This is a genomic window from Paenibacillus planticolens (assembly GCF_013141725.1).
In the GTDB taxonomy this organism is placed as follows: Bacteria; Bacillota; Bacilli; order Paenibacillales; family NBRC-103111; genus Paenibacillus_E; species Paenibacillus_E planticolens.
Window position 1 is genome coordinate 51900 of sequence record NZ_WHNZ01000081.1, and the last position, 13217, is coordinate 65116.

A 13217-nucleotide genomic window follows, 5' to 3' on the forward strand; every position below is an offset into this window, starting at 1 on the left:
AGTATATGGAAATTTTCAATTAAGCTGACAGGACACCAAGCGGTGTCCTTCTTCGGAGGATCGATGAATGGTACAATGTGAATATAGGTAGAAATTAACTTGATCGAAAGGATGTTAAGCATGGGTGAATCTAATCAGGAGTATATCGTAATCTCAGCTGCTAGGGAAAATAATCTCAAGAACGTGTCCTTGCGCATTCCCAAGCGGAAGATCACGATCTTCACAGGGGTATCCGGATCAGGCAAGTCCTCGATCGTTTTCGATACGATCGCCACCGAATCCCAGCGTCTGCTGAACGAAAATTTCAGCATGTTCGTCCGCAACTTTCTGCCGCGTTTTCCGCAGCCGGATGCAGATGCGATAGAGAACCTGAGCATGGCTGTTGTTGTGGATCAGAAGCGGCTTGGCGGCGGTTCCCATTCCACGATGGGCACGATTACCGATATCTCGCCCATTCTCCGTCTTCTCTTTTCCCGAGTGGGCAAGCCTTATGTTGGACAAGCAAACATGTTCTCGTTTAACGACCCGCAAGGCATGTGTCCCGAGTGCAACGGGATCGGCCGCAGGCTAGGCGTGGATATGAGCAAGGCGCTGGACAAGTCAAAGTCGCTGAATGAAGGGGCAATCATGCTGCCTGGCTATACGGTGAACAGCATGGATTGGTCGATGCTCGTGCAGTCGGGGTTCTTCGATCCCGACAAGAAGCTGAACGATTATTCGGATGACGAGCTGGAGCAATTGCTGTATGGCAAGGCGAGAAAAGTGGAGATGCAATTCGCCGGGAAGGCAGTGAATATTACCGTAGAAGGCGTCATCGAGAAGTTCACCAACAAGTACATCAAACAGGATGTAAAAACCAAGTCCGAGCGCACACAACAAGCTGTTGCGCCGTTCATGACAGAGGGTCCCTGCTCCAGCTGCCGTGGCGCGAGACTCAGTCAGGCTGCGCTGGGCTGCAGAATCAATGGACTCAACATTGCTCAGTTGTCTTCCATGGAGGTCGGACAGCTCATCCGCATCATTCGGGAGATTGACGACCCGGTCGCCGCACCGGTCGTCAAGTCGCTGACGGAGCGGCTGCAGCATCTGGTGGATATCGGCCTTGACTACTTGACCCTGGACCGCGAGACGGATACATTGTCCGGCGGCGAGTCGCAGCGCGTCAAGATGGTGAAGCACCTGAGCGGCAGTCTGGTGGATGTCACTTACATCTTCGATGAGCCCAGCGTTGGTTTGCACCCCCGTGACGTACACCGGTTAAATGGATTGCTTCAGAAGCTGCGCGATAAGGGCAATACCGTGATCGTCGTCGAGCATGATCCCGATGTGATCAAGTTGGCTGATCATATTGTTGATGTTGGGCCTTACGCCGGCAGCCGCGGCGGTAATATCGTCTATGAAGGAAGCTTCGAAGGCCTGCTGGAGGCAGGTACGTTGACAGGCACTCATATGAAGCGGGCGCTCCAGTTGAAGCGCGACTGCAGGCAGCCTTCCGGCAAGCTGTCCATCAAGGATGCCAACCTGCACAACCTTCAGAACGTTACTGTAGATATTCCAACCGCAGTGCTGACAGTAGTTACGGGTGTCGCCGGCTCGGGCAAGAGTACGCTTATTAATGATGTATTCCTCAGCCAGCACCCGGATGCGATCGTCATCGACCAATCGGCGGTAGGAGTGTCCACGCGTTCGAATCCCGCGACCTATACGGGCATTATGGATGACGTGCGCAAGGCGTTTGCTTCCGCGAACAAGGTTAACCAGGGCTTGTTCAGCTTCAACTCCAAAGGGGCGTGCGAGAACTGCCAAGGGCTAGGTGTTGTGTATACAGATCTTGCGTACCTTGACAGCGTGAAGCTCCCTTGCGAAGTATGCGGAGGCAGACGGTTCAAGGAAGAGGTGCTCGCATACAAGCTGAACGGCAAGTCAATAGCAGAAGTGCTGGAGATGACGGTGGAGCAGGCATTGGAATTTTTTGTGCTAAAAGAGGTTGTGCGCAAGCTTCAGGCGATGAGTGATGTGGGACTAAACTATATTACCCTCGGCCAACCGCTTAGCACGCTTTCAGGCGGGGAATGCCAGCGCATCAAGCTGGCAAGTGAGCTGCATAAGAAAGGCAGCATCTATGTGATGGATGAGCCGACGACCGGCCTGCATATGTCAGATATCGGCCATCTTCTGGAGATCATGAACCGCCTCGTGGATGCCGGCAATACGGTGATCGTCATTGAGCACAACCTCGATGTGATCAGCCAAGCGGATTGGATCATCGATATGGGACCGGACGGAGGCAGTAAGGGCGGCCAGGTCGTGTTCGAGGGTACACCTTCGCAGATTATCCATGCGGAGCAGTCGATTACGGGGAAATATTTGATATAATTTTAGACATGTATGGGATGAGAGTTTCAAGGAAAGGCGGGCACTTGTCATGAGTTTAATGTTTCAACACGTGAATACGGCGGAAGAAATCGCAGAGGTTGCTCGATTGGCGGCAGATATATGGCGCGAATATTATGTATCTCTGATTACACTAGAGCAGATAGATTACATGATCGGCAAATTCCAGGCGGTTCCGGCGATTTCGGATCAAATCGATCATCAGGGCTACGAATATTATTTGATCCAGCACGATGGCTCCTCAGTCGGATATATGTCTGCTAAAGAAGAAGAGGGGAAGCTCTTCTTGAGCAAGTTTTATATAGGCAAGGAGCACCGGGGACGCAATTATGCCAGCCAAGCGTTGGCATTCCTGGAGCAGTTGTGTAAAGACCGAAACCTAAGCCATATTTGGCTGACGGTCAATCGCCATAACGAATCCAGTATTGCAATTTATGAGAAAAAAGGCTTCCGAACCGTACGGGAACAAATTGCGGACATCGGGAATGGATTCGTCATGGATGATTTTATTATGGAAAAAGAAATGCAAGTTTCAGAACCTCTCAATTGATCGCATCTGCGAGATCAGAGGGACGAAAACGGTGAAGGAGGCAAATTTGTGATGAAATTACGCTGTGCGATATTGGACGACTACCAGCAGGTGGCGCTGACTGCCGCGGATTGGTCTCCGATTATGGACAAAGTAGAAGTGAAGAGTATCGATCGGCATATCGATCAACCGGATGAGCTGGTGGAACTGATTGCCGACTGCGAAATTGTCGTGATCATGCGTGAACGGACTCCTTTCCGCGCATCGCTTCTTGCCCGGCTTCCCAATTTGAAGCTGCTAATTACAACCGGCATGCGCAATGCGTCCATCGACCTGGCGGCAGCCGCTTCGCAAGGCGTGATCGTTTGCGGCACGGGAGGTGCAGGCAACGCAACCGCCGAGCTCACGTGGGCTTTGATATTGGGGCTTGCCCGAAACATCGTGGTGGAGCACAACGCAATCCGCAGCGGTCAGTGGCAGAGCACGATTGGGACGGATTTGTACGGCAAGACGCTTGGCGTACTTGGGCTCGGCAAACTGGGCAGCAAAATCGCCAAATTTGGCCATGCGTTCGGCATGGATGTCGTGGCGTGGAGCCAGAATTTAACGAAGGAGCGGGCCGACGAGGTTGGAGTGAGATTAGCTTCTTCCAAGGAGGAGCTTCTGGAGAGCAGTGACTTCGTGTCCATTCATCTTGTATTAAGCGAGAGGACAAGAGGGTTGATTCGTGCAGCGGAGCTCAAGCGTATGCGTCCTTCGGCCTATCTGATCAATACGTCCCGCGCTCCGATCGTGGATCAGGTTGCACTTGCCGAGGCTTTACAGAACAGCTGGATCGCAGGCGCCGCGGTAGATGTGTTCGAGGTAGAACCGCTGCCGCAAGGCGATATCTACCGGTCGCTTCCGAATCTTCTCACTACGCCGCATATCGGCTATGTATCGAAAGCGAATTATGAGGCTTTTTACAGAGACGTGGTAGAAGATATCCAAGCCTATTTATCCGGATCGCCGGTTCGTACGCTTTCTTGATCTACAAATATTAATCGAGGCCTTCAACCCGTTGTTGTGGGTCTCTTTTTGCTAGATTCGATATTATTGAAATGGAGGTTCCAATATGACTAGCCTGGGTATTAGCACGATTCTTCGATATAAAGAGTTCACAGAATGGACGGACACCTTACACGAAGTACACGAGAGTATTTGGTTACAACCTATTGCTGAAAAGAAAGCATCCGTAGGAGAAATTATTTCGCATCTTAAAAATTGGGATACTTACCTCATCTCAACGATTATTCCAGCGATTAAGAATGGTCAAGGAATGGTATTTCCGGATTTTAATTCGTTCAACGAAAAAGCCTATAACTATGCCAGATCGGGAATTTCAAAAGATCGCCTGCTTGATGAATTTAAGCAAACTCGTCTTGGGCTGGTTGACATTTTATTAGCCAATCCAGACCTTGCTGCTAAACATGTTACCGCGAACGGAGTAGAAACTTGCCCGCACACCGGCACACCTTATTCCCTGCTTTATATCATTCACGAATTTAATGATCACGACAATCATCATAAAAGTCAAATTTTAACTGTGATATAACTCGTTCCGCAAACGGGAAACTTTAGTAGAACAACAGTGATAATGTGCCGCGGAAGGTTGCAATAAAGCAGACTCGTATACGGAGAAATATAGTTGAGGGGATTGCTTTGAATCTGAATTTCGATGCGAACTGCAAAAAATACATCAAAATCAGCATCTTCAAGTGCAGTTTTCAATCAATACCTGCATTTGTACAGTAAATTCACTAGAAATGGCCAAAATGGTGCATTTCACCGAAATTACCTGTACTTTTGCATCAAAGTCAGCGAAATAGCACTAGAGTATTCAATTTACCTGCGCTTTTGCAGTTGTCACGGGGAGAGGGAAGGTTTGCTTTTATAACTTGTTCCTATGACGAAAAGTTTTGGAAGGCAGTTCGCTCAACTGGTCGAGCAGACTTAATGGCCTTAGCGCAGTTTTTGTCCTCGCTAACGGACTGAGAGGCCCCTATTCGATGGAAAAGAACCTCTTCGGACATGCTACGGACACCAGCGCCGTTACTTGCTCACTTGGAGATTGATTTCTCCCCGAAATTGGCAAATAAGGACTCTGACGTCCGTCAGCAGAGATGCACGATGCTTTTCACGAAGATAACGGCCGCTGTGTCCGAAGGCTGATAAGACATAGGACTCCTGCAGCCGAATCGGGGTAAGAGAAAAGTAAAATGCTTATTTCTTTTTATTCACCTCAGAAGGATAGCAACCGAAATATTCAACGAACAATTTCGTGAAATGGCGTGTGCTTAAATATCCGACTTCTTCAGCCACTTGCTGTACCTTCATCATTGGATTCTTTAAGAGGAGCTCTTTCGCTTTGAGCATCCGTGTCTCTGTTAGAAATTTCACAAAGGTCGTGCCGTGTTTCTTATGAAAGAGCGAACTCAAATAATTCGGAGTCACATGAAACTCGCCGGCAATTTGCCCGATACTGATTTCTTTCATATAATTCTCATTCACATAATGAATAACTTGCTGAATCCAATCTCCTTGCAGTCGTTCTTCGCCAGGACTCTCCCTTAACATATTCTCTACATGGCTAATCAAGGCCGCCAGCCATTCGTTCTGGCTAGAGCCGGGAGGCATCGTGAAGTTGATGGAAACGTTAAAGTAGTTAGAAACAGCGCTAATCGTAGATGTCTGCACGTCTTTTTCGGAAAGCGCTTTCTTGAAGAGCGTATGCTCCTTTGAGTAGTTGAAAAAATCCTTTTCTTGAATAAATTTATACATCGTTTCAAGATGATTGGCCACATTCAACAACCCGCTCTGCTTCTCCAAATGGTTTAAGCCAGACAGGGGAACTACGCGATTTGTTACTATACTTCGCAGCATCGATAGCTTGTCGAGAGTTCTAAACTGTTCGATGATTTGCTGCAAATCTGAGCAGGACCCGGTTTTAAAAGCGGTTGTAAGAAAGGTATCGTTGCTGAACAGGTTGACGGTTTGTTCAATCTCGTTTTCCATTTCCGTTTTAACTTTCTCCCCATCGGAATGCGGGTCGGTATTCCAAGTGATAATAATAGCAAAATTACCGTTTTGTAATGTCGCTAAGCTGAATCTTATCGTTCTGCTGCTCAATAAGCCGTCCAATTGATCCTGCATTCGGTTCATGAATTGTGTTCTTATATGTACTTTTTCTTTTTCTGTCAGATAACTATCAAAATAAAATATATATCCCAAATATTTAAAGTTTGGATCATCGTTAAAATCATGGACAGACCGGCTTCCGTTAACGAATAAGATGACTTCGTGTTCGAAAACCCGGTTGGCTGCCGCAATATCATCTTTAAAAACACGGTACATTTTACTCACGCAACTATGTAATTCCTCGGGAGTTACCGGTTTGAGGAGATAATCTTGCACACCTAGCTGAAGCGCTTCCCGTGCGTATTCGAAATCTGCAAAGCCGCTCAAGATGACCCATTGCGTAGAAGGGGCTGTATCCTTCACTTTTTTGATCGCATCCAAGCCAGTCAGTTTCGGCATCCTGATATCGACAAATACAAGGTCGGGTGCCAATCGCTCGACGAGTTCCACGAGTTCCTCGCCATTTTTAGCTTCTCCCACGACATGAACCTGGATTTCTAATTCGTCCAACATGCTGGATAAACTTGAACGAATCAGTCTTTCGTCATCTGCAATTATGATATTCATACTCTTTTCTCCTTCAGCGGTATGCGGATCACGACCGTCGTTCCCGAACCGGGGGAACTAGTTACTGTCATTTCCGCTTTTTCATTGGACATAAGCAGTCGTGATCTGACGTTAGAGATGCCGATGTGCTGCTTTGAATGGGAAGATTTGGTTTGAAATCCTACGCCGTTATCCTTGATTTCCACATGTATAAAGTAATTCTCATCGACCTGAATCGTATTCGCCGATACGCTGACCTCACATGGCTTATCGCACGGCTCCACACCATGGATAATTGCATTTTCCACAATGGGCTGGAGCAGAAGCTTCGGAATATGGAAGGAAGCTACGGAGTCGTCCAACTCAAATTTCATAAACAATCGTTCTTCGAACCTAAGCTGCTGAAGCATCGCATATTTTTGCAAAAACTCAAACTCCTCTTTAAAAGAGGCCATTTGTTTACCTTCCAAGATGTAGCGAAGCATCCCGCTTAGCGATAAGACGGAGGATTCAAGTTTCTTGGTTTCCCCGGCCCGGTTCAACCCAATAATTCCGTTTAAGGTGTTGTATAAAAAATGAGGCTGAATTTGTGATTGCAGTGCATGATATTCCGCGTTCCGTTGGGCTAATACCGCTTTATATTCGCGGTTAATCAAGTCGTCAAGCTGATTGATCATTTTGTTGAAGGAATCGCCTAACTGTCCAATCTCGTCCTTGCTCACGACGGTAAACCTTGCTTGCAAATTCCCTTTCTTTACTTCTCTCATAATCTCAATCATTCGTTTGAACGGCGTTACGATCCAGCGTGAGAAATAGTGAAAAACAAAGAAGGTTACGAAAAGTCCGCCAATCGACAGGAGCACAGCGATATTATAAATCCATCTAACCTTAGATTTTACCTCAGCCCTTGTTAATAAAACAACAACGTTCCAATTCGAAGTGGAAAGTTTATTGGAGACGGTTACATAGTTAGGGGTGTTAATGGAATTCAGGTCTCGGCTGTTTTCCAATTCATGTTTGACGTCATCCGGCACAAAGTTATTGGCATAAATGATGCGTTTGTTCTCGTCCAAAATGACGATAATCGAGCTGACATTGAAGGAAGTATCATTCGTTATTTTTTCTAAAACCCGTGTATCGGCATCAGCCAGAATGACGGCTAAAGGTTGTCTGGAATCTGGATCTTTAATGAGTCTTGCTACAGAAAAAACCTCGGAAGCTTTGGAATTGGAAATATAATTTTGCGGATGCGAGCTGATAAACGCGGCTTTGCCGTCGGCCTCTATGGCTTTGTTGTACCAGTCTTGTTCTGTAAATGGAAAGTTAGGCACGAGTCCGGATAAATTGAGTCTTGTTGTTAAAAAAACGTCGTTATTCGTAATGGTAATGGTGGATAAGATATCGTTTCTAGTATTAATTAAAAAATTGGGCAGCGTTGAGGTCAATGCACGGTCCGTTTGCAATCGCGTATAAGCGTCAGCGCTTTCATATCGGTTGCTTGCTTTTAATTTCAAAGCTTGCAGCACATTGTCGTTAAGATAGGGAGAGGAAGTTAACCGTTCAAGGTCGTCCAAATACGTTTCGATGTTTCGAGATAAGGAGTTTACGATGCCGCCGGTTAATTTCTCCGTTTCTTTGGTAATTAAGCTTTGAGCGAAATAAGGCGAAATAAAGGCTAGTATGATAAAGGGGGTAACGATCGTTAGTAAGTAGATGCCGATTAATTTAAATCGCAGCGTATGGAAAAACGTCATAGAACCACTCCTTTATCAACAGGATATAGATTGAAATGGAAATGGTCAACTTTAAAATTATTCGTGCAGCTCTCGGGTTGATGTGTAGAAAAGAGCGCTTCTTGTGTTGATCTCGCTCATATGAAAGCGTCATCAGAATTGATAGAATGTGGTTAGTATAGTTCAGCTAGCTATATAAGATGTCATTAGGGGGATATGTATGAAGAAGTCAAAGATGTTTACCGTTTTGTCCGTCATGCTCGTTACGGGTTCCATTTTATCGGCATGCGGAAGCGCGCCAAATAGCGGTGAGAGCGTCGCTACCGGCACGCCGGAAGCAACCAAAGCTGCTAATGATAAGAAAATAACATTAACCGTAGCAACGAACATCGTTGGTGAGCCGGCCAATGTGCTGCAGGACATCGCCAAAAGTTTTGAACAGGAAAATCCGAGTATCCATGTTGAATTTAGCGCCCCAGGCGCCGAATATGAAAATATTATGAAGATTAAAATGGCGTCCAACTCCTTGCCGGATGTCTTCTCTACGCACGGCTGGTCCAAAATTCGTTATGGAAACTACTTAGCCGATTTGAAGGATCAGCCTTGGGTAAGCCAACTGGACGATAACATAAAGCCGGCTGTTACGGATGCCGCAGGAAAAGTGTATGCGCTGCCGATCGATCAAGATAAATCAGGTCCGGTGTATAATGCGGATATCCTTGCGCAATACGGAATAGCGGTTCCTACAACGATAGAAGAACTGCTGAAGGCATGCGAAGAAATTAAGACAAAAAGCGGGGGCAAAGTGACCCCGATCCATATCGGTGGCGCAGACAGCTGGCCAATCGGTCAATTCTTTGACTTCATGGCAAGCTCCTACTTCATCAGCGGGAACAAAAATTACGCCAAAGAGCTGAAAGACGGCTCCTTTGATTGGAAAAATTTCGACCAACTGCCCCAGTTATTCCTGGACATGCAAAAGAAAGGCTACCTGAACAAAGATGTGTTGACTGCGAAATACGATGATTCGGCCAAAGCTTTTGCAGAAGGGAAAGCGGCCTTCGGGATATACGGTCCGTTTTTAATTGAAGAAGCTAAGAAAACGAATCCGAATGTGAAAGGCGGTCTAATGCCGATTCAAGCAGCAATTGCCGGCGATAAGGTGACTTTTGCAGGAGGCGAGAAAACGACTTGGGGCGTTTGGAAAAACTCACCGAACCAAGAAGCAGCCAAAAAATTCGTTGCGTATTACGCCAAGCCTGAAAATGTAGCCAAAGTAGCCAAGGCTCAAGCGCTTCCTCCCGGAATCAAAGGCGTCGCCATCGATGCTGGCAGTTTGACCAAAGATTTCGAGAAGTATAAGGATGTTGCCGTTATTCCTTACTTTGATAGGGAGTATCTCCCCAATGGCATGTGGGACGTGATGTGCAAAAACGGGCAGGATATGCTGGCCGGCGCCATTACGCCTAGACAATATTCCGAAAACATGAAAAAAGAATTTGACCGTCTCCGGGCAGTGAAATAAAGGGAAAAGGAATCGCCCGTGGTTTGACCGGTATGTCACTGCGGGCTGTTCCCATAACAGAAAGATGGGATCACATGAAATTTGGAGAAAAACGAACTCCTAAGCATCACATCCTCAAATCGCCGGCTGCATTAAATATCATGTATGCGCCTGCGCTGCTGCTGTTTGCCATTTTTATTTTCTATCCGCTCTTCCAAGGGATCAAGATCTCTTTCACGAATTGGGACGGCTATTCGCAGCAGTATTCTTGGGTAGGATTAGATAAATATAAGCTCATGTTCTCGGATAAAAAAATACTATTAACGATGAAAAATACGCTGATTTACGGCTTGGGAAGCACGCTATTGCAAAATATTTTCGGTTTGGCCTATGCCCTGTTCCTGGACCAAAAAATTCGCGGAAGAGGTTTCATACGGACCGTTGTCTATTTGCCGGTTATCATCAGTCCGCTAATCATGGGATACATCAGCTATTTCTTCTTCCAATACAACAGGGGAGCAGTCAACGATCTGTTTCTGTTATTTTATAAAGGGCCGGTTGATTGGTTGTCTTCAGGTCCCCGGGCTGTATGGATAATTAGCTGCGTCAACACCTTCCAATATATGGGGATTGCTATGATTATTTATTTGGCCGGACTTCAATCGATTTCCAAGGAGTATTATGAGGCTGCAGATATCGACGGGGCTAGATGGAAGGCGAAATTGACTAGCATTACGTTACCGCTCTTGATGCCTGCGATTACGATCAACGTAGTTCTCAATATCATAGGCGGCTTGAAATTATTCGACGTCATCATGGCAATGACAAAAGGCGGTCCAGGCTATGCCTCGCAATCGTTGTCGACGATGATGTACAACTTATATTTTGCGCGTCAAGACGCAGGTTATGCCGCAGCATTAGGCAATGTTATGTTCTTATTTATTTGTATTTTCGGCCTGTCTGCGCTCTATTTGCTGCGTAGAAAGGAAGTGAAAATGTGAACAAACGCGGGAACTTGATTGCCTATACGATAGCAGCCTTGATGGTTATCATTCACATCATTCCTTTTTATATTTTGATTAACATGTCCTTTAAATCATCGCAAGATACAAGCAGCAAGTGGTTATTCCCTACGAGCATATATCTGGAGAATTTTACGAACGCCTGGAAGGCGGCGCAGCTGGATCGAGCTATTTTGAATAATAGCATCATCACCTTTTCGGTTGTCGTACTTGTGGTTTTTATCGGGGCGTTTGCCTCCTATCCGCTGGCCAGATACCAAACGAAATGGAATAACTTCGTCTATACGCTTAGCGTCGCTTGTCTCATTGTACCGGCTCTTACCATTTTGGTGCCCTTGTATAAGCTTATTGTAGATATGAACGGGATCAACAGCTATTGGGCCGTTATCCTAACTCAGGTTACGTTTTCATTGCCAATAACCATTTTTTTATTCACGGGTTTTATTCACTCGGTGCCCAGAGAGCTTGATGAGGCCGGTCTGATCGACGGCTGCAGTAGGTTCGGTGTTTTTTTCAAAATCATTTTGCCATTGCTGAGAACGATTACAGCCACAGTCGTTATCTTGATCGGTGTACAGGTATGGAATGATTACCAATTCTCCGTCTTTTTCCTGCAAAAGAAGGACATGATGACGATCCCGGTCGCACTGTCCGGCTTCATCTCTCAATTCCAAAGCAATGTCAATTGGGTGGCCGCAGGCTGTCTCATCGGTATGCTGCCGTTAACTATCGTGTATTTAATTTTGCAGAAATATTTCGTCAAAGGCGTGGTGGATGGAGCTATAAAGGGTTAGGATTTCTATCCGATATCCGAGCTAGGTAACACTGTAGAAAAGAGCGCTTACATCGTAGATTTAGTACATGTGTAAGCGCTCTTTTTTATGTTACGATTTGTATCGAAAGAGAAACGTCGCTACAACTTAATTGAAAAAGGGAGGAAGTCACAAGATGAGAAAAGTTCTACTAAGCGGCATGTTATCCATGTTGGCCCTATCCGTAACATTGGCGGGATGTTCTCAAAGACAAGCAGGAGGGGACACAAGTCCTGCACCGGCTGCCGCCACACCTGCACCGACGCAAGCGCCTAAAAGTACGGATACAGGCAGTAGCGGAGGCGGCGACAGAACGAAGATCACTGTTTACCTCAACACCAATGACAAACCCGTACAAGACGTGTACAAAGGGATTGCCGGCGACTATGCGAAGGAAAATCCGAAGATTGATGTGGATCTGCAATTCCCGGGTTCCGAGTATGAAAATATTTTGAAAGTCAAAATGGCGGCCAATGATCTGCCTGATATTTTTGATACGCATGGTTGGGCGATTATTCGTTACGGCAAATATTTGGCGGATTTGAGAGACCAGCCTTGGGTATCCAATATGACAGACACGATTAAGAACGTCGTAACCGATAAAGATGGCAAAGTGCATGTTCTTGTCTTGAGCGAAGCGAAGGACGGCTTGACGTACAATGCGGATTTGCTGAAAAAATACAGCATTGAGCCGCCGAAGACGTTCGACGAATTGCTGGCAGCTTCCGAGAAGCTGAAAACCGAAAGCAAGGGAGAGGTTACGCCATTCTTCTTCTCCGGTGTAGACGACTGGATGATCGGCCAATTCTTCGATTATTTCGCTACTTCGCTCTTGATCAGCCCGCAGCAAAACGAGGGGCAGAACTTGCTGGATAACAAATTCGACTGGAATAAATGGAGTGCGCTGCCTGAGAAACTGCTCGAAATGCAGAAGAAGGGCTACATCAACAAAGATGTGCTGACTGCAAAATACAGCGATCTTCCACAGCAATTTGCACAAGGCAAAGTCGCCTTCTCCTTGCTCGGTCCATCCTTCGCGGATGAAGTCCATAAAGTGAAGCCTGATCTGCAAATCGGCTTCATGCCGGTGCCTTCCATGGTTGCCGGCGATGCGCCGAACTTCTCCGGCGGAGAGCGCAATACGATGGGGGTTTGGAAAGACGGCAAACATATTGAAGAATCGAAGAAAGTGATCGCTTTCTTTGCGAAGCCTGAGAATATGGCGAAAATCGCCAACGCGTCTAAGCTTCCTCCTGGCTTGAAAGGCGTAGAATCCAAGCATGAATTTACGGAATACTACAATAAATACGCAAGCATCCGGGTTTTCCCGTACTTTGACAGGGTCTACCTGCCAAACGGCATGTGGGATGTTATGTGTAAAACAGGCACGGCTTTGCTGGCAGGCAGCGTAACACCGAAGCAGTATTCCGACAAGATGAAGCAAGAAGTGGAACGCTTGCGCAACAAATAATTGCTGGACAGGGAGGGCGTCCGCCCTCC

Annotated in this window: 11 protein-coding genes; 9 read left to right on the forward strand and 2 right to left on the reverse strand. The window is 46.5% G+C overall.

Going from position 1 to position 13217, the window contains the following annotated elements:
- Positions 1-120 precede the first annotated feature (120 nt).
- From GC097_RS31135 to GC097_RS31155, 5 genes are all read left to right on the forward strand, one after another.
- The gene (locus GC097_RS31135) at positions 121-2376 is read left to right on the forward strand and encodes an ATP-binding cassette domain-containing protein (RefSeq protein WP_171687150.1); all 2256 of its coding nucleotides are present in this window, start codon (positions 121-123) and stop codon (positions 2374-2376) included.
- Between the two features lie 49 nt (positions 2377-2425).
- Positions 2426-2944 (forward strand): GNAT family N-acetyltransferase, encoded by a 519-nt coding sequence (locus GC097_RS31140; protein ID WP_171687151.1) that lies wholly within the window; start codon positions 2426-2428, stop codon positions 2942-2944.
- 51 nt (positions 2945-2995) lie between these two features.
- Positions 2996-3952, forward strand: a complete 957-nt coding sequence (locus GC097_RS31145; protein ID WP_171687192.1) for a D-2-hydroxyacid dehydrogenase family protein — start codon at positions 2996-2998, stop codon at positions 3950-3952.
- 85 nt (positions 3953-4037) lie between these two features.
- Positions 4038-4517, forward strand: a complete 480-nt coding sequence (locus GC097_RS31150) for a DinB family protein (protein WP_171687152.1) — start codon at positions 4038-4040, stop codon at positions 4515-4517.
- Positions 4518-4993: 476 nt separating this feature from the next.
- On the forward strand, positions 4994-5134 hold the full coding sequence (locus tag GC097_RS31155) for a hypothetical protein (RefSeq protein WP_171687153.1): 141 nt from the start codon (positions 4994-4996) through the stop codon (positions 5132-5134).
- Positions 5135-5185: 51 nt separating this feature from the next.
- Here GC097_RS31155 and GC097_RS31160 read toward each other — a convergent pair whose 3' ends face one another.
- Both GC097_RS31160 and GC097_RS31165 read right to left on the reverse strand, forming a co-directional pair.
- Positions 5186-6667: a response regulator transcription factor gene (locus GC097_RS31160; protein ID WP_171687154.1), complete on the reverse strand. Its 1482-nt coding sequence runs from the start codon at positions 6665-6667 to the stop codon at positions 5186-5188.
- Positions 6664-8400 (reverse strand): cache domain-containing sensor histidine kinase, encoded by a 1737-nt coding sequence (locus GC097_RS31165; protein WP_171687155.1) that lies wholly within the window; start codon positions 8398-8400, stop codon positions 6664-6666. The genes GC097_RS31160 and GC097_RS31165 overlap by 4 nt, the downstream gene beginning before the upstream one ends.
- A 199-nt stretch (positions 8401-8599) precedes the next feature.
- Between GC097_RS31165 and GC097_RS31170 the strand changes: the two genes are divergently transcribed.
- The 4 genes from GC097_RS31170 (at position 8600) to GC097_RS31185 (ending at position 13188) form a co-directional block, all read left to right on the forward strand.
- Positions 8600-9904 (forward strand): ABC transporter substrate-binding protein, encoded by a 1305-nt coding sequence (locus GC097_RS31170; RefSeq protein ID WP_246294572.1) that lies wholly within the window; start codon positions 8600-8602, stop codon positions 9902-9904.
- A 74-nt stretch (positions 9905-9978) separates the two neighbouring features.
- On the forward strand, positions 9979-10884 hold the full coding sequence (locus GC097_RS31175; RefSeq protein ID WP_171687156.1) for a carbohydrate ABC transporter permease: 906 nt from the start codon (positions 9979-9981) through the stop codon (positions 10882-10884).
- Positions 10881-11699 carry a carbohydrate ABC transporter permease gene (locus GC097_RS31180; RefSeq protein WP_312875753.1) on the forward strand — a complete coding sequence of 273 codons (819 nt, stop codon included), beginning with the start codon at positions 10881-10883 and terminating at the stop codon, positions 11697-11699. The genes GC097_RS31175 and GC097_RS31180 overlap by 4 nt, the downstream gene beginning before the upstream one ends.
- 154 nt (positions 11700-11853) lie before the next feature.
- On the forward strand, positions 11854-13188 hold the full coding sequence (locus tag GC097_RS31185; RefSeq protein ID WP_171687157.1) for an ABC transporter substrate-binding protein: 1335 nt from the start codon (positions 11854-11856) through the stop codon (positions 13186-13188).
- The last annotated feature ends 29 nt before the right edge of the window (positions 13189-13217 follow it).